Below are 20,818 nucleotides of genomic sequence, written 5' to 3' on the forward strand. Positions count from 1 at the left end.
CAGCGCCGTCAGGTCTGCCAGTGGCCGACCAGTTCGGCATAGACGGGGCTGAGGGCGAGCAGGGAGCCGTGCGTGCCGAGCTGCGGGGCCGAGCCGTCCAGCAGCAGGACGCGCTGGGCCCGCTGCGCGGAGCTGATCCGGTGCGCGATGACGATGAGCGTGCCGCCGCGCGCGGCCAGCGCCCGCTCCGCGCGGGCCTCGGCGGCGGGGTGCAGGTGGCAGGTCGCCTCGTCGAGGATCGTCACGGGCGCCGCGGACAGGTACGCGCGGACGAGCGTGACGAGCTGGCGTTCCCCCTGCGACAGCGACCCGCCGCCGGGCGGCACGGCGGCGTCGTAGCCGCCGAGCCGCTCCACCGTCCCGGCCAGGCCGACGGCGTCCACGGCCTCGTCGATGTCGGCGGTGACGGCGTCGGGGCGCAGGTAGGCGAGGTTCTCCCGCAGCGTCCCGGCGAACACGTAGCTCTCCTGCGGGACGAGCGCGACGGCCGACCGGAGCTGCGCCTCGTCCAGCTCGGGCAGCGGCACCTTGCCGAGCGTGACGCCTCCCCGCTGGGGCCGGACGAGTCCGGCGAGGACGTCGGCGAGCGTCGACTTGCCCGTCCCGCTCGGCCCGACGACGGCCAGATGGGTGCCCTCCGGGATGGACAGGGACAGGTCGGCGAGGACCGGCGCGGCCTCGGCCGAGTACGCGAACGTCACGTTCTCGGCCTCCAGGTCGTAGGACGTGGCGGTCACCGGCGCCGCGAAGCGGGGCGCGCGGGCCGGTTCCGCGCAGACCTCGGCGAGCCGCCCGAGGACCACGGCCAGGCTGAGCAGCAGCGTCCCGCCGGCGTCGACCAGCAGCACCATCGCGGGCTGGAGCCCGGTGACCAGGTAGCTCACCCCGCCCGCCACCTGCCCGGTGGTGAGCCGGTGCTCCTCGACGAGCCGCGGCGACAGGGCGAGCAGCGCGAGCAGCGGCACGTGCACCCCGAGCGCCAGCACGGGCAGCCGGACGAGCCGGGACCGGGCGAACGCCCGCAGCGCCCCGGCCTGCGCGTCGACCGCCTCGCCCACGGTCCGGGCGGCGCGCGGCTCGGCCGCGCACGCCACCACGTCCCGGACGCCCTGGACGATCTCGGTCGCCGTCTCGCCGATGCGCTCCGCCTCCCGCACGACCGTCCGGTAGCGGCGGACCTGGACGCCGAGCAGCGCACCGAACAGCGCCAGCGCGAGCGTCACGGACACGGCGGCGGTGAGGGCGGGCAGCGGGGCGAGCAGGGTCAGCCCGAGCAGCGCGGCGATCCCCGCCGCGAGCATCTGCCGGACGTTGCGCAGCGCCGTCCCGAGCAGCGCCCGAACGGCCTCCGCCTGCTCGGTGACCTGCGAGATCCCCGCACCGGCGCCGCCGGACGCGGACGCGGGGCCGGCCGCGCGGTCGATCGTGCGGCGCAGCGCGCCGGTGACGACCGCGCCGACGAGGGAGTCGCGGAGCGGCTCGACGGTGGCGGCGAGCCAGGGGTAGATCCGCCGCGTGCCGAGCGCGCCGACCGCCTGGAGGACCGCGAGGGCGGCCAGCCAGCCGAGCCCGGTCAGCGGGCGGCGGGCGAGGAAGCCGTCGTCGATCGCGCGGGCGAGCAGCAGGCCGGACGCGAACGACGGCAGGCTCTCGACCGCCGACCACAGGGCGAGGCGCCGCATCGCGGGCCACCGCCCGCGCAGGTGGCGGCGCAGCAGCCGGGCGGCGGGCGCGGCGGTCACAGGGCGGGTCCCGGTGCGGCGGCGTACGGCGCCGGTTCGCCGGGCGGCTCGCCGGGCTCGGCGGCGAACACGGCCCGGTACCGGGGGTCGGCCCACAGCTCGCCGTGCGGCGCGAGCGCGCGGATCCGGCCCGCGTCGAGCCAGGCGACGAGATCCGCGCGGGCCGCCGTCGCGGGCCGCCGCGCCACCACCAGGCTGGTGCGCCCCGCGAGGACCTCCCGCAGCGCCCGCGTCACCCGCATCTCCGTCGCGGTGTCGAGGCTGCTCGTGGCGTCGTCGAGGACGAGCAGCCGCGCGTCCGCCAGCGCCGCGCGGGCCAGCCCCAGCCGCTGCAGCTCGCCGCCCGACATCGGCGCCTCGGCGAGCGGGGTGTCGTACCCGGCCGGCAGCGCCCGGACGAACCCGTCGGCCGCCGCGGTCCGCGCCGCGCGGCGCACCTCGGCGCGGGTGGCGCCCGGCCGCGCGTAGGCGATCATGTCGTGCACGGTCGCGCCGAGCAGCGCGGGACGCTCGAAGGCGTACGCGACGGCGCTCCGCAGCTCCGGGAGCGCGACGTCCGCGACGTCCACGCCGTCGAGCTCGACGCGGCCCTCGTCCGGGTCGGCGAGCCGCGCGACCGTCGCCACCAGCACGCTCTTGCCCGACCCGGACGTCCCGACCACCGCGACGGCGGTCCGCGGCGGCACCGCGAGGTCGAGGCGGTCGAGCACCGTCCGGCCGCCGACCCGGACGGTGACCCCGCGCAGCCGCAGCGCACCGGGACCGTCCGGCAGCGGGACGGGCCGCTCCGGCGGCCGGACGGCCGGGTCCGCGTCGAGGATCTCCGCGACGCGCCCGGCGGCGACCTCGCAGTTCAGCAGCGCGACGAAGGTGTCGAAGAGCGCCGCCGCGCCGACCGCCATGGCCGTGTACGACGCGGCGGCGACCAGCTCCCCGGCCGTGACGTCGCCGCTCGCGAGGCGGACCCCGGCGACGCCGACCACCATGATCTGCAGCAGCGGCGCGAGCAGCGCGAGCCGCCAGCCCACCTGCCCCTGCGCCTCCCAGGTCAGGCGCCCGGCCGCCCCCAGCAGCGGGAGCGGCCGCAGGATCCGCCGGACCTCGCGGGCGGCGGTGCCGGAGGCCCGGATGGTGCGGGCGCCCTGCCGGGCGTCGAGCAGCCGCGTGCCGATCTCCGCCTGGTGGCGCTGGTAGTCGGCGAACGGAGCGCCCGCCTTCGCGACGAACATCCGCAGCGCGAGGACGGCCGGCGGCGTCCCGAGGGCGAAGACCAGCGCGAGCGTCCAGTCGATGAGGCCGAGGGCGACGACCGCGCCGGCCGTGGTCGCCAGCACCGCCGCGCCGGACAGCAGCAGCGTCGGGAACACGGCCGGGCCGCCCGCGCTCTCGGTGAGCCGGGACAGCACGTCCCCGGCGGGGAAGCGGCGCCGTCCGGGCACGCCCAGCTCCAGGACCCGCCCGACGAGGCGGTGCCGGAGCCACGCGGTGATGCGGCTGCCGCAGTAGGTGCCCGCCAGCTCCTCGGCGGCGTCGGCGAGGGCGGCGGTGAGCAGGACGGCGGCGAGCCCGGCGACGGCGGCGCCGAGGCCCCGGCCGGAGCGGACGGCGTCGATCGCCCGGCCGAGCATGACCGGCGTCGCGAGCATCGCCGCGACGCGGACGGCCGTGACGGCCGCCAGCAGGACGAGCGGTCCGCGGAAGCGGCGCGCCGCCGCGCGCAGCAGCCGCCTGCCGTCCCGGCGCAGCGCGGCGGGCGCGGCGGGGGATCCGGCGAGAGGCGGGGGTCCGCCGCCCGCGGCGGACTCGGGCTCGGGATCGGGCACGCTCGTCGGCTCCGTTCGCGTTCGGCGGCCGTCGGGTTACAGTGGAAAGTGGGTCCGGTCACGGACCGGCCTCTCGGCCGGCCCGTGACCGGTGTCTGCGGACGGGGTCACCTCAGGCGCCCCGGCCCGCGGTAGGGATCGGGCATCACGCGCAGGAGATGCCGATGCACACGGAGTTCAGCAGGGTCAGCAGGCCGACGCAGGCGCACGTGCCGCTGAGCTGAACGCCCTCGATCTCGATCGGGTCGGTCTCGGGCAGCTCCTGAAGCTCCGCCACGAGGTCACCCTCGAAGATGTTCTCCATTCTGTTCACCTCCCTCCGTTCGTCGTCGCCGAGATCCGCTCCGCCGCGAGGCAGAAGCGGACCACCGCCGTCCGGAGGACCGGGGACCATGCCTGGACGACGGCGGTGTGCCCGTCGTCGACCTCGATGTAGTCGAGGCCGGCCCCTTCGGTCCTGCCGAGTTCGAGGAGGCGCCGCCGCAGCGCCCGGGAGTGCGCGACGGGGATGACCTCGTCGCGGGTCCCGTGCGCCAGCAGCAGCGGCGCCGTGAGCGCGGCGCACGCGCGCAGGACGTCGCGTCCCGCGCCGGGCGCGTCGCCGCCCGGTCCCGTACCGCCCTCTTCCGTGGGGGCGGGTTCCTGGCCGGCGGGTCCGGTGCCGCCGCCGGTCCGGGTGAGCCGCGCGACCCGGTCCCGGACGGGGGCGGGCGCGTCGCGGTACAGCCCGTCGGCGGAGGTGAACGGCGCGAGCGCCGCGCAGCCCGACCACAGGTCCGGGCTGTGGCAGGCGGCCAGCAGCGCGAGGAACGCGCCGTAGCTGCCGCCGAGGACGACCGGCTCCGGCAGCCCCGCGTCCCGCCGGGGCAGGGCGATGCCGCGCGCCAGGTGGACGACGTCCTCCAGGTCGGGGCCGCCCCAGTCGCCGATCACCGCGCGCAGGTGGCGCGCGCCGTAGCCGGTGCTGCCGCGCTGGTTGGGCGCCACCACCGCGATGCCGGCGGCGGCGAGGTGCTGGAACAGCGGGTCGAACTCGAACCGCCACGCCGACAGCGGGCCGCCGTGCAGCGCCAGCACCAGGTGCCGCCGCTCCCGCCAGCGGGGACCGCCGTAGACGATCGCCTCGATCGGCCCCGCCGGGCCCGCCAGCTCGACCAGCTCGGCGTTCCGCCAGTCCGCCGCGACGTCGGGCGCCCGCCGCACCGGCGCCCAGCCCGCGAGCGGCGGCCGGTGCGCCGTCGCCAGCGTCGGCGGCAGGTGCGGCGCCGAGAACCGCAGGTGGATGCGGTCGCCCGTCCACGAGGCGGGCGGCCCCGCCGTCCCGGGCGGGACGGCCACCGGCGTGAGCCGGTCGTCCTCCCGGGTGTGCACGAGGAGCCGCGACACGGCGCCCGACACCTCGCTCACCAGCAGGTGCGCGCCGGTGTCGTCGAAGGTCAGCGGGACCATGCCGCCGCCGGGCCGGTTGAGCGCCGCCGGGAACCGGACGCGCCCGCCGCCGGGCGACCACAGCCCGATCCGCAGGGAGCCGGTCCACTCGGCGCCGGGAAGGCCGGTGGTCACCGCGAGCGTCCCCGAGCGGCGGTCGCGGGCGACGATCCGGTCCGCCGTCGCGGCGGCCACCGACCAGACCCGCCGCCAGGAGCGTTCGCGCAGGTCGACGGCTATCCCGTCGGCGCGGTGGTCCGCGGTCGCCTGGTCGAGGGCCAGCGTGCGCCCGTCGTCGAGCCAGACGCCGCCCGACAGCGTGCCGGGGACGGCCATGACCGGTTCGAGCCGGCCGGTGGCGAGCGACAGCTCCCAGATCCGCGACCGGTGCTCGTCCTCCACGGTCACGAGGACGACGGTCTGCGGGGCGCCCGGGCTCGCCAGCGCGTATCCGGCGAGCATCGACGGGATCCACCAGGACCGCCCGACGGTCGTGCCGCCGTGCCCGGCCTGCGCCGCGACCACCGTCCCGTGGCCGGAGGGCGCCCCGTGGGCGTCGACCTCGGGACGGACCACGAGGAGGCGGCCGTCGTCCAGCGGCAGCGGGCGGCTGTGCCGGTCGACGGGCTCCCGGCGGTCCGGTCCGGAGGCGACGGTCCCGCCGCCGAACACCCGCCGCGACGGCACGGCGCGGGCGAGGTTCCACCGCTCCAGCGTCACGTGGTCGCCGACGGCGCTCAGGCAGGCGGCCCACCGGCCCCCGGCGGAGAAGGCGAGGCCGAACCGGGTCGGGATCTCCGGCAGCGCGGGCACGGCCGGGTCGGCCGCGCCGCCCGCGGTGCCGTTCACGGCGCCGCCCGTGGTGCCGCCCGCGGTGCCGCCCGTGGTGCCGTTCGCGGTGGCGTTCACGACGCGGACCCCCGCACGGCCGTGCCGGCCACCGCGTCCTCGGCCGCGCCCGCCGCGCCCGCGCCGTCGGCCATCCAGAGCCGTTCCGCGCCGTACCGCAGCCGGACCAGGAACGCCAGCACCCCGCTCAGCCCCTCGCCCCAGCTCATCGAGACGTCGCCGCGCTCGTCGGGCAGGACGATCCGGCCGTCGCGGTGCGCGCGGTTGGCGATGATGATCCGGGCGAGCCGCCAGGCGGCGGCCCGGTGCCGGGCGTCGCCGGTGATGTCGGCGATGTCGAGCAGGAAGTCGCCGTTGCCCGCCAGGCCGTGGCACTGCCCGAGCACCGCGCGCCAGGACTGGTCGGTCACCGCGCCGGCGGACAGGTCGGCCGCGCGCAGGAACCGCGCCTCGCCGGTCGCGGCGCCGAGCCGGACGAGGAACGTCCCGATCCCGGACGCGCCGTGGCACCAGTACGGCGCGGTGGGCGGGTCGCCGGTCCCGGCGCCCCACATCGCCGAGCGCGGCGTGATGACCGCCGCGTCCAGCAGGCTGTCCCCGACCCGGACGGCCAGCTCCCGGTGCTCGTCGCGCCCGGTCGCCTCGGCGCAGGCGAGCAGGAAGTACCCGACGCCCGCGATGCCGTGCGCGAACCCGTAGTACGACTTGCCCGCCAGCTTCGACTCCACGTGGGCGGGCGTCCGCCAGACGAGCCCGTCCGGGCCCTCCTCGACCGAGGCGGCCAGCGCGTCGGCGGCGGCCAGGGCGCGCTCGGCGAACAGCGGCCGGCCGGTCCGGGCCCACAGGTGCAGGGCGGTCAGGCCGATTCCCGCGGTGCCGTGGGTGACGTCGGGCCCGGGGGCGGCGGCCGGGAGCGCCTCCGCCAGCGCGACCGCCTCCTCGGCCAGGCCCTCGTCGCCGAGCGCCAGGCCCGCGTCGAGCAGCGCCCACGCGACGCCGGCCGTCCCGAAATACAGCCCGGACGGCCGCCGGGTGCCGTCGTGCAGGCGGTCCAGCATCCAGCGCGACGCCGTGGCGGACGCGTCCGGGAGGCGCGGATCGTCGGTGTGCCGCATGTACCGCACCAGCGCGCCGGTGCATCCGGCGGCGCCGTGCTGGACGCTGCACGGGTCGGGCGCGCCGTGCACGCAGGACATCGGCCACAGCGCCTGCGGCGACTCCGGATCCATGGCCGCGAGCAGCCGGCCGGTGAGGCCCCTGACAGCCTGCTCGCACGCCTCCCGCAGCCACTCGGGTGCGGCCTCGCCGAGCTCGGCGCCCTCGTCGGCGGAGTACCCGTCGGTGGCGTGCCCGTCGGTGGTGTGCCCGTGGTCCGCCCCGGCGCGCCGGGCCTGGGGCGGGACGGGGGTCGGTGCGCACGAGGCCAGGACGGAGCGGGCCCGCGCCGGCGTGCAGCGGCGTCCGGGGTCGTCCGCCATCAGCTCCACGAGCACCGCCCGCAGGGACTCGGGCAGGTCCAGGCCCTGGGTGCGGGCCGCCAGCCACTCGGTGAGCCGCTGCGTCAGCGGTCGGGGCCGCGGGTGCTCTTCCAGGAAGTAGGGTGGGCCGCCGGTGAGGACGTAGCACAGCGTCGCGCCGAGGCTGTAGTAGTCCGCCGTCGGGTGGGGCGGCGCGCCCTCGAACTGCTCCGGCGAGCTGAAGGCGGGGGTGCCTGCGCGCAGCGGCACGTCCTCACCGCCGCCGGCCGCCGCGGCCAGTTCGAGGTCGATCAGCACCGGCGCGCCGTCCGGCCGCACCATGACGTTGTTGGGGTTGAAGTCGCGCAGGACGAGCCCGGCGGCGTGCGCCTCGATCATCAGGTCGGCCAGCCGGCGCGCCATGTCGAGCGCCGGAGCGAGGTGCGGGCCCCAGCCGGCCTCGCGGATGGAATCGGCCGTCCATTCCCGCAGCGGCGTTCCGGGAATCATCTCCTGCGCGAGGAAGAGGTGCCCGTTCTGGGTGAACAAGCCGGCCGAGCGGGGCGCGATTCTCCGGTCCTGAATCCGTTCCAGGGCGCGGGCCTCCGCGCGCAGCCGGTCCCGGGTGTCGCGGCCCTCCATATCCGCGGCGACATGCGGACGTGCTTCCTTGAGCACAATCGCGTCACCGCTGTGGACGTCCACGGCACGGTAAACTCCACCCTTGTTGGTGTGGCGGATCGCGTTCTTGACCGCGAAGCGCCCGCCGATGACGATGTCCTTTCGGGAACCGCCTTCCGGGCGGGTGACCCGCATGCCGTTGTCAGGAAAGGGACAGGTCACCCAAGGGGGAGGTGTGTAGCGGCCGATGCGCCGATCCTCGACCGGATTCCCGTCGGGATCGATGATCATCCAGGCGTAGAATCCGTCATTGGTGAGACGCCGGTCCTCGGTGAAAGCGCCGTAGCGGTAATGGACGAGGCTGTCCGCCGCGTAGGGCCGGTCGGAAAGGATGCGCGGGCCCGGCAGGCCGGCCGTCGCGTCGTGCAGCGCGGCGGCGAGCCGGACGGCCTCGTCATCACTTTCGGGATAGACCGTGACGAACTTGCCCGAATGACCGCGCGGCGTGTTGCGCGCGTTGAGGGCCGCGACGTAGTCGGTCGTGGCGGCGAACTTGAACACCGAGCCGGCCTGGAGGAGGACCTCCAGACATCGTTCGAGGACCTCGGGCGCCGCCGCCGGGGTGGCCGTGACGTGCAGTTTCCAGCCCTGCTGGCGGCGGGGCGCCCCGTCGGGGACGACGGTGCACCACATGCCGGCCCGGCCGGTGCGCCACCGCTCCGGGGCGGGCGCCCGACCGATCGCCGCCGTGAGGAGATCGGTGAGAGCCGTGTCCTCGTCCGCCGCCTCCGGGGCAGCCGAGAAGACACTGAAATTGAAATCCACCATGAGGATCTCCGCTCTCATTGCGCGTTTCGAGTGCCGCCCTACGCGCGCAAAGATCGAATGCCGCCTTGATCGGGTTCGCCTCTCCCGGTGCCGGCCGGAACTTCTCGGCGAACGGGAACACGTTAACCACGGACCCGGCGAGAAATCCAGAGGGGCGAATAACAAATCATCCCTACCGGGTTGGTGGGGAACATTCTTCGGCCGCATTAATGGCTGTGACCGGTGTGACCGGTGTGACGTAGGAGGCGGTAACTGACCGCAAGAGGAGCCCTTCAGGGGGTTGACCGGGCCCATGGCACACTCTGATCTCGACAGGACAGTTATGATCGAGTTGCTGTCCGCATTCGGCCGCGCGATCGGCAAAAGCGCAGCTAGGCGGGCTCTTTAGCGCACCACCGCGGGCCTTTTAGCGCACCGTCGCGCGGCGCGAGGCGATCGTTCTCCGTCGGCCGGCGGGCTTCGAGGCGGCCGAATGCAGTTCTGTTGTCCTAATTTATCCGTATTGTCGCCCTAGATCGGGAGATGCACGCCGCAGGCCGCCCGTCATTCCGACTGCCCCGTTCACCTTTCACGGCGTCGGAGGGCTGACGGAAAGAAGGATGGACCGCGCCAGGAAAAAGGATCCGCTGCGCCGCCCCGGGAGCCGGCCGGCGCGACCGATTCCCGAGGTGCCCGGCCGCGACCTCCCTCCACGACCGGACGCGGCCTCGCTGAAGCAGCCGGGCTCGGCCTCGCGCGGGTGGCTCCTCGCGGGGTTGCCGTGCGGGCAGATGCGAGTAACTCGCTACTGCGAGGAGTTTGCAATAATGCCGCGCATGGTGAAACGTCCGGTGATGGCAGGGATGGCCGTTGTGCTGGCGGCCTCAGTCGCGTCAGCGTGCGGGCAGGGCGGCGAGCCCGCGTCCGGCGGGAAGGACGGGTCGCTCACCTACGCGATCGGGGACGAGCCGGAGACGTTCAACCCCGGACTGCAGGACGAGCACACCGACCCGGTGACCGAGCTCGTGTTCCGTGGGCTGACCCGGCACGACAACGACAACAAGGTCGTCCCGGCGCTGGCGAGGTCGTGGACGGTCGCGCCCGACGGCCGGACGTACACGTTCGCCCTGCGGCCCGGTGTCACCTGGCAGGACGGTAAGCCGTTCACCGCGGGCGACGTGAAGTTCACCATCGAGACCGTCCGCGACGCGGGCGCCGACTCGCCGCTGTCGCGCAACTTCTCGATGGTGAGGTCGGTCGAGACGCCCGACCCGGCGACGGTCCGGCTCGTCCTCGACGAGCCGTTCGCGCCGATGCTGGACGCGGTGTCGATGGGCATGCTGCCGAAGCACCTGCTCCAGGGGAAGAAGCTCACCGACCCCGGGTTCGGGCAGCGCCCCGTCGGCACCGGCCCGTTCGCCCTCACCACCTACAAGCCCGGCCAGTACGCCGAGCTGACCGCGTTCGACGGCTACTACGAGGGCAGGCCGGGGCTGAAGAAGGTCGTCGTCAAGTACGTCCCGGACGACTCGGCCCGGCTGATCCAGCTGCGCAACGGCGAGGTGGACGCCGCGAACCTCGCGCCGCAGCAGGCGGGCAAGGCCGGCGGGCACCGGCTGGAGGTGTACCCGACCGCCGACTACCGGGCGCTCATGTTCAACATGAAGGACCCGGTGTTCGCCGACCGCCGGGTCCGGCAGGCGATGAACCACGCCGTCGACCGCGACGCCATCACCAGGAGCGTCGTCCTCGGCTACGGCACCCCGGCGAAGGGGCCGCTGGACACGAGCCCGTACGCCGCCGCCCCGGGGTTCGCCTTCGACCCCGCCAAGGCGGCGTCCCTCATGAAGGACGCCGGGTACGCCAGGAACGCCCGAGGGCTGTGGGCGAAGGACGGCAGGACCGTGAAGTTCGAGCTGACCACCTTCGCCGAGGACTCGCTGCGCGTCGCGATCCTGAACGTGTCCGCCACGCAGCTCAAGCAGCAGGGGTTCGACGTCGACCCGCGCCCCCGCCCGCGCGACTGGGTGCGCAAGCACTGGGGCGACCTGCAGGGCATGGTGGTCGGCTGGGGCACGCCCTATGACCCGGACTCCTCGGTCTACGGGCCGTTCGCCTCGTCGCAGGTGCTCGCCAAGGGCGGCTCCAACTACGGCTCCTACAGCAACCCCGTCGCGGACAAGGCGCTGGAGGACGGCCGCTCGACCCTCGACCCCGCCGGGAGGAAGGCCGCCTACACCGCGTTCCAGCAGGCGCTGCAGGACGATCCGCCGTTCGTGTGGATCTCCTACCTCAAGACGATCAACGCCGTCCCGGCGAACCTTACCGGGCCCGCGCGGCGCACGCTGGGCCACCACGGCTACGGGTTCTTCTGGAACGCCGAGACCTGGCGCTACAACTAGATGGCGCTCCGTGCGGTCCGCCGGGTCGCGACGGCCGTGCTGGTCGTCGCCGCCCTGTCGGCGGTGTGCTTCGGGCTCCTGGACGCCGCGCCCGGCGACCCGGCCGCGTCGGTGCTGGAGTCGCGGTCGGGCGGGCGCCCGCCGTCCCCGGCGGCGGTCGCCGAACTGCGCGCGGAGATGGGCCTCGACGACCCGCCGCCCGTCCGGTACTGGCGGTGGGCGTCGCACGCCGTGCGCGGCGACCTCGGCACCTCGTACATGTCGGGGCGGCCGGTCACCGAGACGCTGGGCGACACCGTTCCGTGGACGCTGCTGCTCACCGCCGCCGCCGTCCTGCTGAGCTTCGCCGCCGCCCTCGCGGTCGGCCTCGTCGCGGCGCTCACCCGCCGCGCGTGGCTGCGGCGCGGCATCGACCTCCTGCTGTTCGTGATGGGCGGCATGCCCGGCTTCGTCGTCGCGCTGCTGCTGCTGTACGTGTTCGCGGCGGCGACGCACCTGATGCCGTCCGGCGGGGTCGGCCGCCCGGGGGAGCCGGTCACCGCGTACGGGCTGCTCGCCCACCTGGTGCTGCCGGCGTGCGCGCTCGCGTTCGGCCACCACTTCGGGGTGTACGTGCGGCTCGTGGAGAACGGCGTCGGACGGCTCCGGGACGCGCCGCACGTGCAGAACGCCCGCGTCCGCGGCCTGCCCCGGCGGACCGTCGTCGCCCGGCACCTCATGCGCCCGGGGCTGGTGCCGTTCACCGCGCGGCTCGGCGTCGGCGTCGGCACGCTGATCGCCGGCGTCTACGCCACCGAGGTCATCTTCTCCTGGCCCGGCATGGGCCGCGAGGCCATCACCGCCGCCCGCGCCCAGGACCACCCGCTGCTCATGGCCATCGTGCTGGTCACCGGCCTCATCGTGATCGCCGCGAACCTGGCCGCCGAGCTGATCGTCGCGGCGCTGGACCCCCGCGCCCGGACGGGACGAGCCGATGCCGCCTGACGCCCCCGCCCCCACCACCACCCACGCCGCCGCCCGCGTGCGCGGGCTGCTCGCCGTCCGGCTGCGGCCCCGGCGCCCCGCGCTGCTCGCCGCCGTCGCCGTGCTCGCCGCGCTGGCACTGCTCGCCCTCTTCGCGCCGCTGCTCACCGGGCTCGACCCGGTCGCCACCGACACGTCCGCGACATCGCTGAAGCCCGGCTCGCCCGGCCACCCGCTCGGCACCGACCCGCTCGGCCGCGACCTGTGGACCCGGATGCTGTACGGCGCCCGCACGTCCCTGCTGGTCGGGCTCACCGCCGCCGCGATCGCGGTCGGGCTCGGGCTGCTCCTCGGCGGGCTCGCCGCGATCGCGCCGCGCTGGCTCGACGGCCTCATCGCGCGCACCGCCGACGTCCTGCTCGCCCTCCCGCTGCTGGTCATCGTGCTCGCGCTCGCCGCCGTGGCGGGCCCGTCCCTCGGCCTGGTGGTCGCGGCGATCGCGCTGACGAGCTGGATGCCGGTCGCGCTGATCGTCCGTGCCGAGCTGCGCGGCCGCCGCGAACGCCTGCACGTCCGCGCCGCCTACGCGCTCGGCCTGTCCCGGTGGCAGGTGCTGTGGCGGCACCTGCTGCCCGGCGCGCTGCCGCCCGTCGCGTCCGTCGCCGCGTTCGAGGTCGGCCACGCCGTGCTGACCGAGTCCACGCTCAGCTTCCTCGGCCTCGGCGTCCCGCCGAACCGGCCGAGCTGGGGCAACCTGCTCACCGAGGCGCAGTCGCACCTGCTCACCGGCGAGTGGTACACCGTCGCGATCCCCGCGGCCGCCGTGGTCGCCACGATCATCGCGGTCAACGCCGTCGCCGGCGCGGTCGCCGGCCCCTCCGGCGAAGGCGGGACGTGGTGACCTCCAGCGGCCTGACCGCCACCGGGCTCACCGTGTCCGGGCTCACCGTGGACGTCCCCGGACGCCGCGTCGTGCACGGCATCGACCTCGCCGTCCCGGCCGGGCGCGTCCTCGCGCTCGTCGGGCCGAGCGGCAGCGGCAAGACCCTCACCGCCCGCGCCGTCGCCGGCCTGCGCCCGCACGGCGGGACCGTCCTGGTGGACGGCCGGCCCCCGGTGCGCGGGCGGGACGTCGGGTACGCCTTCCAGGACGCGCTCGCCTCGCTCAACCCGACCGTCACCGTCCGGCGGCACCTCGCCGAGACCGTCAAGGCGCACGGCACCGGCGACCCCGCCGCCGCGCTGGCCCGGTTCGGCCTCGACCCGGCGCTGGCCGCCGCGCACCCCTTCGAGCTGTCCGGCGGGCAGGCGCAGCGGGTCGCGCTCGCGCTCGCCACCGTGCACGAACCGCCCGTCCTCATCGCCGACGAGGTCACCACCGCGCTCGACCCGGTCACCCAGGCGACCGTGCTCGACCTCGTCCGCGCGCAGGCCCGCGACCGCGCCGTCCTGCTCATCACCCACGACCTGGCCGCCGCCGCGCGCTGGGCCGACGACATCGCCGTCATGCGCGACGGCCGCGTCGTCGAGCACGGGCCCGCCCCGCGGATCCTCGGCGACCCGCGGAGCGACCTCGCGCGGGACCTGGTCGCCGCCGCCACCGCCGCGCCCCCTCCGGCCGGCGTTCACCCTCCGGCCGGCGTTCCCCCGGCGGCGGGCGAGGGCGAGGCCGTCTCCGTCCGGGGACTGCGGCGCGTCCTGCGGTCCCGGCGCCGCGTCACCGTCGCGCTGGACGGCGCCGACCTGGCCGTCCGTCCCGGCGAGGCCGTCGCGATCGTCGGGCGCAGCGGCTCCGGCAAGTCGACGCTCGTCGGCGCCCTCGCCGCCCTCGACCGCCCCGACGCCGGCACCGTCCTGCGCGGCGGCCGGGACGTCTGGGCGCTGCGCGACCGGGAACGGCGCGCCGTCCGCCGCCGGACCGGCCTGGTCTTCCAGGACCCGCTCGCCTCCTTCGACCCCCGGCACACCGTCCGGCAGGCGATCGCGCAGGCCGGCCCCTACGACGACGACCTGCTGCGCTACGTCGGCCTCGACCCCGCCATGGCGGCGCGGCGCCCCGCCACCCTGTCGGGCGGCGAATGCCAGCGCGTCGCGATCGCGCGGGCGCTCGCGCAGCGGCCGGACGTGCTGCTCGCCGACGAGCCCACCAGCGGCCTCGACGTCCTCACCGAGGAGCGCGTCCTGCGACTGCTGGGCCGCCTGCGCCGCGACCACGGCATCACGATCGCCCTGGTCACCCATGACCTGCGCGTCGCCCGCCGCGTCGCGGACCGGATCGTCGTCCTGCACGCCGGACGGATCGCCGAGGACCTGCCCGCCCACGACCTCGGCGACGCCCGCCACCCCGAGACCAGGCGGCTCCTGGACGCCACCGCCCTCACCGCGAAGTGGGCCTAGCACTACCCCCATTGACGTCCTGGCCCTACGGCCCCGCGGGTGCCCCCGGACCGAGCATGAGTGCATCGGCCGCCGGGAAGCGCCCGGCCCCCGCCGCACTAAGGAGTGACGGACACATGAGCGGGTCCAGGACACGAACCACGGCGCTGTGCGCCGCCCTCGCCCTCGCCGGGACGCTGGCCCCCGCGGTACCGGCCCACGCGATGCCTGCCCACGCGATGCCGGGCCACGCCTTCACCGGGCACCGGACCGCCGCGCAGGCGATCCGGGCGTCCGGGACGACGGAGCTGACCTCCGGCTGGGCGATCCGGTCGTCCGCCGACACCCGCGACACCGGCGCCGAGATCTCCAGACCGGACTACTCGACGAAGGGATGGCTGCCGCTGTCCCGCCCGGAGACGCTGATGGCGGGCCTGCTGGAGAACGGCCGCTACCCGAACATCTTCGACAACGACAACATGAAGAAGGTCCCGACGAAGCAGTTCGACGCGAACTGGTGGTACCGGGAGCAGCTCACCGTCCACCCCCGCAAGGACGGCCGCACCCTCCTGGTGATGAACGGCGTCTCCGGGAAGGCCGACCTCTGGATCAACGGCAAGAAGATCGCCGCCGGCGCGCAGCTCCAGGGCTCCTACGCGCGGCTGGAGTACGACATCACCCCGTACGTCCGGGACGGCGCGAACGCCATCGCGCTCGACGTCTCCCGCAACGACGAGGACATCACCAAGTTCGACACCCCCATGCGGTACCTGACCCAGAACCAGGTCGACTGGAACCCGATGGCGCCCGACCAGAACACCGGGCTCCAGTACGCGCCGCAGATCGTCCAGGAGGGCCCGGTCTCGGTCCGCAACGCGCACGTCCTCCAGGACGACGCCCCCGACCTGTCCACCGCCGACCTGACCGTCAAGGCCGACGTGCGCAACAACACCGGCACGCCGCAGCGGGTGACCGTGTCCGGGACGATCACCCACGGCTCGACCCGCATCGCCTGCAAGGCCAGCGTCACGGTGCCCGCGCACACGACCCGCACCGTCGCGATCACCAAGGCGGACTGCCCCGGCCTGCACCTGAAGAACCCGGCGGTCTGGTGGCCGTACCAGATGGGCGACCAGCCGATGTACCACCTCGCGCTCGACGCGTCCGTGGGCGGGACCGTCTCCAGCACCGCCGCCGAGGACTTCGGCATCCGGACGGTGACGTCGCGGCTCACCAAGCCCGTCCCCGGCAAGACCCACGGCAAGGACGGCTACCGGCAGTTCATCGTCAACGGCAAGCCGCTGGTCATCCGCGGCGCCGGATGGTCGCCGGACCTGTTCCTGCGCTACTCCCCGTCCAACGTCTCGAACCAGATCTCCTACATCAGGAACATGGGCCTGAACGCCGTCCGGTTCGAGGGCAACTTCCCGCCGGACGACATGTTCGCCCAGCTCGACCGCGCCGGCGTCCTCGCCATGCCGGGCTGGCAGTGCTGCGCGCTGTGGGAGGGCAAGTCGTCGACCTGGTCGGACGACGTCAAGGCCAACGCGTCCAACCAGGCGGGCAGGATGGCGGAGCGGCTCCGCGACCACCCGAGCGTCTTCACCTTCTTCCAGGGCAGCGACGACGCGCCCGACGCGGAGAAGGAGGCCCTCTTCCTCAAGGCGTTCGAGCGGGCCGACTTCCGGCTCCCGCAGGTCGCCGCGGCCGAGTACAAGTCGTCGCCGAAGCTCGGGCCCGCCGGCACCAAGGAGGGCGGCTACAACTACTTCCCGCCGAACGCCCTGTGGAACAACAAGCGCGAGACCGTCAACACCAACGACCCGACGCTCAGCATGACCGGCAGCGCCTGGGGCTTCGACACCGAGGTCAGCACCGGGAACACCATCCCGACCCAGGACTCGCTGAACCGCTTCCTCAGCGCCGCCGAGCAGAAGAAGATCTGGGACCCGGCGACCGCGCAGGGCCAGACCGCCGGCCAGGACATGTACCACACGTTCTTCTACTCCGACTACACGCGCCTGTCCCGGATGGGCGTCTACAACACCCCGCTGTGGCACCGGTACGGCCCCTGGAAGGACGCCGGCTCGTACCAGAAGACCGTCCAGCTCGGCCAGTACGAGGTCACGCGCGCGCAGTTCGAGTCGTACATCGGCAACTCCACCGACAAGGCCAACCCCAGCACCGGGATCATCTACTGGATGCTGAACAAGGCGTGGCCGTCGCTCCAGTGGAGCATGTACGGCTCCGACTTCGACCAGCCGGGCGTCTACTTCGGCGCGAAGAAGGCCAACGAGCCGGTGCACGTCATGTACTCCTACGACGACGGCTCCATCAAGGTCGCCAACCTCACCGGCGCCCGCCAGGACGGCCTGCGCGCCACCGCCCAGATCATCGACCTCGACGGCAAGGTCCGCGCCACCGCCAGCGCCCCCGTCGGCGCGCTGGGCAGCCAGGACGTCCGGACCGTCCTGCGCCCGAAGGTCCCGGCCGGGATCTCCAAGACCTACTTCGAGAAGCTCACCCTCACCCGCGGCTCCAAGGTCGTCAGCCGCAACGTGTACTGGCTGTCCACCAAGGCCGACCAGGTCGACTGGCCGAAGACCCACGCGCCCGGCAAGTACACCCCGTCCAACGGGTTCGCGGTCTTCCAGAAGGACGGCTACGCCGACCTGACCGGCCTGCGCTCCCTCAAGCCCGCCGACGTCAAGGTCCAGGCCACCACCCGCCGCGAGGGCGGCGAGATGGTGACGAGCGTGACCGTCCGCAACGTCGGCCGCGGCGGCGCCCCGGCCCTGTTCACCCGGGCCGACCTGTTCGCCGGCGGCAAGCAGGTGCTGCCGATCCGCTGGAGCGACAACGACGTCACGCTCTGGCCGGGCGAGCAGCAGACGATCACCGCCCGCTACTCCGCCACGTCCGGCAAGCCCGACGTCCGCGTCAACGGCTTCAACGTCCCCGAGCAGACCCGCCGCACCGGCTGACCCCGGCGCGAAGGCCGGACGGGGCGCGTCCCCGTCCGGCCTTCCGCGTTAGGTTGGACCTTCTGGTCCACTTCAGGGAGGCGCGCGTGGCCACGAAGCTGACGGCCAAGGGACGGGCCACCCGGGACCGCATCGTCGAGGGCGCGGCCCAGGTGGTGCGGGAGCGGGGCGTGGCGTTCGCCACCCTCGAGGACATCATGGCGCGCACCCGCGCCAGCAAGAGCCAGCTGTTCCACTACTTCCCCGCGGGCAAGGACGAGCTGCTCCTCGCGATCGCGCAGTACGAAGCCGACCAGGTCCTCGATGACCAGCAGCCCTACCTCGGACGCCTGGACTCGTGGGACGCGTGGCGCCGGTGGCGGGACGTCGTCGTCGAGCGCTACGAGGAGCAGGGCGATCAGTGCCCGCTCGGCTCGCTGTTCCTGCAGGTCGGCCGCGCCACCCCCGGAGCCCGCGCCATCGTGGTGGAGCTCATGGACCAGTGGCAGGCGAGCCTCGCCGCCGGCGTCCGCGCCCTGCAGGCCGCGGGCCACCTGCCCGCCGGCGTCGACGCCGACCGGCGGGCGGCCGCGCTGCTGGCGGGCATCCAGGGCGGCGTCGCGATCCTCCAGCCCACCGGCCGGTCGTCCCACCTCCGCGCCGCCCTCGACCAGGCGATCGACGACCTGCGGCGGCTGGCGGGCCCCGCCTGATTTTTGGACTTGCGGGTCCATTTTTTCCCTTGCACAGTGGCTGAACCGCGGGAGCACCGCGGCACGCCAACCGTCGAGGGAGCACATGATGAACGGACGTCTGCAAGGCAGGCGGGCGCTGGTGACCGGATCGACGAGCAACATCGGCCGGGCCATCGCCGAGGCGTTCGCCGCCGAAGGCGCGCACGTGGTCGTGTCCGGCCGCAGCGCCGACCGCGGCAAGGACGTCGTGGACGGCATCCGCGCGCGCGGCGGCCGCGCCGACTTCGTCCAGGCGGACCTGGACGGCACCGCCGAGGCGTCGCGCGCCCTGGCCCGCGACGCGACGGCCGTCCTTGGCGGCGGCCTCGACATCCTGGTGAACAACGCCGGCATCTACCCCGGCGACGGCACGGCGGACACCGACGAGGAGACCTTCGACCGGGTCTACGCCGTCAACGTGAAGGCCCCGTTCTTCCTGACCGCGGTGATCGCCCCCGCCATGGCCGAAGCCGGCGGCGGCGCGATCATCAACCTCGGCTCGTGGATCGCGCGCCTGGGCGTCCCCGTCGGCGCGCTCTACAGCTCCACCAAGGGCGCGATGGAGACGCTGACCCGCGCCTGGGCCGCCGAGTTCGGTCCCCGGGGCGTCCGCGTGAACGCGATCTCCCCGGGCGTCATCCTCGAACCGTCGCCCGGCGAGCCGAGCCCGGGCGAGGTCATGATGAACGGCACCCCCGCCGGCACCCTGGGCGACCCCCGGGCCATCGCCCACGCCGCCGTCTACCTCGCCGCCGAGGAGTCCGCCTTCGTCCACGGCATCACCCTGGACGTCGACGGCGGCCGCACCACCACCGCCGTCATAGCCGCCTGACGCCGCGACTCAGCGCGGGCCCGGGTGCGGCGCCAGGGCGGTGAGGTCGTCATCGCTCAGGCTGAGGGCACCGGCGGCGACGTTCTGCTCCAGGTGGCCGAGGTCGCCGGTGCCGGGGATCGCCAGGACGTGCGGACCCTGGTGCAGCGTCCAGGCCAGGCGGATCTGCGCGGCGGACGCCCCGTGTGCGCGCGCGACGGCCTTGATCGCCGGGTCGTCGTCGCCGGACAGCCCCTCCAGGCGGCGGGTGCCCGCCAGCGAATAGAAGGGGACGAACGCGATGCCCTGCTCGCCGCACAGCCGCAGCATCTCCTCCTGCTCGGGGAAGGCGCCGACGCCGTACGGGTTCTGGACGCAGACGACCGGCGCGATGGCCTGCGCCTCCGCCAGGTGGTGCGGCCGGACGTTCGACAGCCCGAGATGCCGGATCAGCCCGGCCCGGCGCAGCTCGGCGAGCGCGCCGAACCGCTCGGCGAACCGGTCGTGGTCGTCGTTGACGCGCAGGTTGACGAGGTCCAGGTGGTCGCGGCCGAGCTGGCGGAGGTTCTCCTCGACCTGGCCGCGCAGCGCGTCCGCCGTCATCGCGTGCGGCGCCCACCGTCCGGACGCGTCCCGCGTCGGCCCCACCTTGGTCGCGATCACGAGACCGTCCGGATAGGGCGCCAGCGCGCTGTTGATCAGCTCGTTCGCCGACCGCAGCGCCGAGAAGTAGAAGGCGGCCGTGTCGAGGTGGTCCACGCCGAGCTCGACCGCCCGCCGCAGCACCGCGACCGCCTGCCCGCGGTCGCGCGGCACGGCGTCCGGGACGAGCGCCGTGCCGGTCTGCGGCAGCCGCATCGCGCCGAAGCCGAGCCGGTTCACCACCAGGTCGCCGAGCCGCCAGGTGCCCGCCGCCGCCGCGTCGATCATGTTCGGGGTCATGCCCGGATGATCACACCCGGCCCGGTGCGGCCGCCATCGCTTCTCGCCTGCGCGAAACCTCGGCGGCCTACTTGAGAACGGCCACGCCGACAACGGCCGACACGGGCACGGTGCCCTGGCCGCCGTCGCCGAGGTGGTACCGCGAGTCCGCCGAAGACCCCCGGTTGTCCCCCATCAGCCAGAGCCGCCCCGCCGGCACGGAGACCGGCCCGAACGTCGATTCCCTCGTGCCCGCCGCCAGGTACGGCTCGTCCAGCGCGGCGCCGTTGAGCATGACCCGGCCATCGCGCGAGCAGCATGCGATCCGGTCGCCCGGAATCGCCACCACCCGCTTGACCTGCGGCGCGTCACGTCCCCCGAGCCAGGACGGCATGGAGAAGACGACGACATCGCCCCGCTTCGACTTGTAGTCGCCGTGGTCCACCGGACGCGCGTCGAAGGTCTGCCCCGCGCGGATCGTCGGCTCCATCGCCACGCTGGGATCGCTGTACCGGTGGTACCCGTGCACCGCCGAATTCGCCGCGCCGCATCCCGCCACCAACCATGGAACCGCCGCCAGGGCGATCACCCGCCTCCGCATGGCCGCCCATGCTACTGACCGCCCCGCCCCAAATCTCCCGAATCCACCCGCCGCCTGTGCGAGGCCCGAGGGCTTCAGGGGCTTTCGGATTTCAGGGTGATGAAGGCTTTTTCTATGCGGCGGGCGCGGGTCTCGACCCGCTCTCTCGCCGGCCGCCCGTCCTGATCGAGGTCAATGAGCGTGGCGCCGGTTCCTCCCGACAGGGCCGGGGGGGGGGGGCCGCGCCGGCCGCGGGGGCCCCGGGCAAGGGGGGGGCCGGCTGGGCGGGGAGGTGGGGGCCGCGGGGGTGGGGGGCGGGCCGGAGGTGGCGGGAGGGTGGC

Annotated in this window: 14 protein-coding genes; 7 read left to right on the forward strand and 7 right to left on the reverse strand. The window is 74.8% G+C overall.

Going from position 1 to position 20,818, the window contains the following annotated elements; translation table 11 throughout:
- Window positions 1-8: 8 nt before the first annotated feature.
- The 5 genes from ABT299_RS42980 to lanL all read right to left on the reverse strand — a co-directional run bounded on the left by ABT299_RS42980 (window position 9) and on the right by lanL (window position 8,748).
- Window positions 9-1,742: an ATP-binding cassette domain-containing protein gene (locus ABT299_RS42980; RefSeq protein ID WP_500254286.1), complete on the reverse strand. Its 1,734-nt coding sequence runs from the start codon at window positions 1,740-1,742 to the stop codon at window positions 9-11.
- Entirely contained in the window at window positions 1,739-3,565 is a 1,827-nt protein-coding gene (locus tag ABT299_RS42985) for an ABC transporter ATP-binding protein (RefSeq protein ID WP_500254287.1), read from the reverse strand. Before ABT299_RS42985 ends, ABT299_RS42980 begins: the two co-directional genes overlap by 4 nt.
- Before the next feature lie 145 nt (window positions 3,566-3,710).
- The gene (locus tag ABT299_RS42990; protein ID WP_190855574.1) at window positions 3,711-3,869 is read right to left on the reverse strand and encodes a VenA family class IV lanthipeptide; all 159 of its coding nucleotides are present in this window, start codon (window positions 3,867-3,869) and stop codon (window positions 3,711-3,713) included.
- 5 nt (window positions 3,870-3,874) lie between these two features.
- Window positions 3,875-5,902 (reverse strand): S9 family peptidase, encoded by a 2,028-nt coding sequence (locus tag ABT299_RS42995; RefSeq protein ID WP_500254288.1) that lies wholly within the window; start codon window positions 5,900-5,902, stop codon window positions 3,875-3,877.
- Window positions 5,899-8,748 (reverse strand): class IV lanthionine synthetase LanL, encoded by a 2,850-nt coding sequence (gene lanL, locus ABT299_RS43000; RefSeq protein WP_500254289.1) that lies wholly within the window; start codon window positions 8,746-8,748, stop codon window positions 5,899-5,901. The genes ABT299_RS42995 and lanL overlap by 4 nt, the downstream gene beginning before the upstream one ends.
- 815 nt (window positions 8,749-9,563) lie before the next feature.
- On the opposite strand from lanL, the gene ABT299_RS43005 reads away from it, so the two are divergent.
- The 7 genes from ABT299_RS43005 (at window position 9,564) to ABT299_RS43035 (ending at window position 18,997) form a co-directional block, all read left to right on the forward strand.
- On the forward strand, window positions 9,564-11,129 hold the full coding sequence (locus ABT299_RS43005; protein WP_500254290.1) for an ABC transporter substrate-binding protein: 1,566 nt from the start codon (window positions 9,564-9,566) through the stop codon (window positions 11,127-11,129).
- On the forward strand, window positions 11,130-12,113 hold the full coding sequence (locus ABT299_RS43010; RefSeq protein ID WP_190855566.1) for an ABC transporter permease: 984 nt from the start codon (window positions 11,130-11,132) through the stop codon (window positions 12,111-12,113).
- The gene (locus ABT299_RS43015) at window positions 12,103-12,993 is read left to right on the forward strand and encodes an ABC transporter permease (RefSeq protein WP_387032262.1); all 891 of its coding nucleotides are present in this window, start codon (window positions 12,103-12,105) and stop codon (window positions 12,991-12,993) included. The genes ABT299_RS43010 and ABT299_RS43015 overlap by 11 nt, the downstream gene beginning before the upstream one ends.
- A complete protein-coding gene (locus ABT299_RS43020) occupies window positions 12,990-14,489 on the forward strand; it encodes an ABC transporter ATP-binding protein (protein ID WP_500254291.1) in 1,500 nt (499 codons plus the stop codon). Before ABT299_RS43015 ends, ABT299_RS43020 begins: the two co-directional genes overlap by 4 nt.
- A gap of 116 nt (window positions 14,490-14,605) precedes the next feature.
- Window positions 14,606-17,452 (forward strand): glycoside hydrolase family 2 protein, encoded by a 2,847-nt coding sequence (locus tag ABT299_RS43025; protein ID WP_500254292.1) that lies wholly within the window; start codon window positions 14,606-14,608, stop codon window positions 17,450-17,452.
- Between the two features lie 86 nt (window positions 17,453-17,538).
- Window positions 17,539-18,144: a TetR/AcrR family transcriptional regulator gene (locus tag ABT299_RS43030; protein WP_500254293.1), complete on the forward strand. Its 606-nt coding sequence runs from the start codon at window positions 17,539-17,541 to the stop codon at window positions 18,142-18,144.
- 88 nt (window positions 18,145-18,232) lie between these two features.
- Window positions 18,233-18,997 carry an SDR family NAD(P)-dependent oxidoreductase gene (locus tag ABT299_RS43035; RefSeq protein WP_500254294.1) on the forward strand — a complete coding sequence of 255 codons (765 nt, stop codon included), beginning with the start codon at window positions 18,233-18,235 and terminating at the stop codon, window positions 18,995-18,997.
- Window positions 18,998-19,006: 9 nt separating this feature from the next.
- On the opposite strand, the gene ABT299_RS43040 is transcribed toward ABT299_RS43035, so the two are convergent.
- Both ABT299_RS43040 and lepB read right to left on the reverse strand, forming a co-directional pair.
- A complete protein-coding gene (locus ABT299_RS43040; RefSeq protein ID WP_500254295.1) occupies window positions 19,007-19,918 on the reverse strand; it encodes an aldo/keto reductase in 912 nt (303 codons plus the stop codon).
- Between the two features lie 67 nt (window positions 19,919-19,985).
- Window positions 19,986-20,486, reverse strand: a complete 501-nt coding sequence (lepB, locus tag ABT299_RS43045) for a signal peptidase I (protein WP_500254296.1) — start codon at window positions 20,484-20,486, stop codon at window positions 19,986-19,988.
- Between the last annotated feature and the right edge of the window lie 332 nt (window positions 20,487-20,818).

Source organism: Spirillospora sp. NPDC000708 (assembly GCF_040299565.1).
Taxonomy (GTDB): Bacteria; Actinomycetota; Actinomycetes; order Streptosporangiales; family Streptosporangiaceae; genus Spirillospora.

Excerpts from the sequence above, each read along its gene's own strand:
- ABT299_RS43010 (WP_190855566.1), top strand. The coding sequence starts at position 11,130 with ATGGCGCTCCGTGCGGTCCGCCGGGTCGCGACGGCCGTGCTGGTCGTC.
- ABT299_RS43035 (WP_500254294.1), top strand. The coding sequence starts at position 18,233 with ATGAACGGACGTCTGCAAGGCAGGCGGGCGCTGGTGACCGGATCGACG.
- ABT299_RS43015 (WP_387032262.1), top strand. The coding sequence starts at position 12,103 with ATGCCGCCTGACGCCCCCGCCCCCACCACCACCCACGCCGCCGCCCGC.
- lanL (WP_500254289.1), bottom strand. The coding sequence starts at position 8,748 with ATGGTGGATTTCAATTTCAGTGTCTTCTCGGCTGCCCCGGAGGCGGCG.
- ABT299_RS43025 (WP_500254292.1), top strand. The coding sequence starts at position 14,606 with ATGAGCGGGTCCAGGACACGAACCACGGCGCTGTGCGCCGCCCTCGCC.
- ABT299_RS42990 (WP_190855574.1), bottom strand. The coding sequence starts at position 3,869 with ATGGAGAACATCTTCGAGGGTGACCTCGTGGCGGAGCTTCAGGAGCTG.
- ABT299_RS43040 (WP_500254295.1), bottom strand. The coding sequence starts at position 19,918 with ATGACCCCGAACATGATCGACGCGGCGGCGGCGGGCACCTGGCGGCTC.
- ABT299_RS43005 (WP_500254290.1), top strand. The coding sequence starts at position 9,564 with ATGGTGAAACGTCCGGTGATGGCAGGGATGGCCGTTGTGCTGGCGGCC.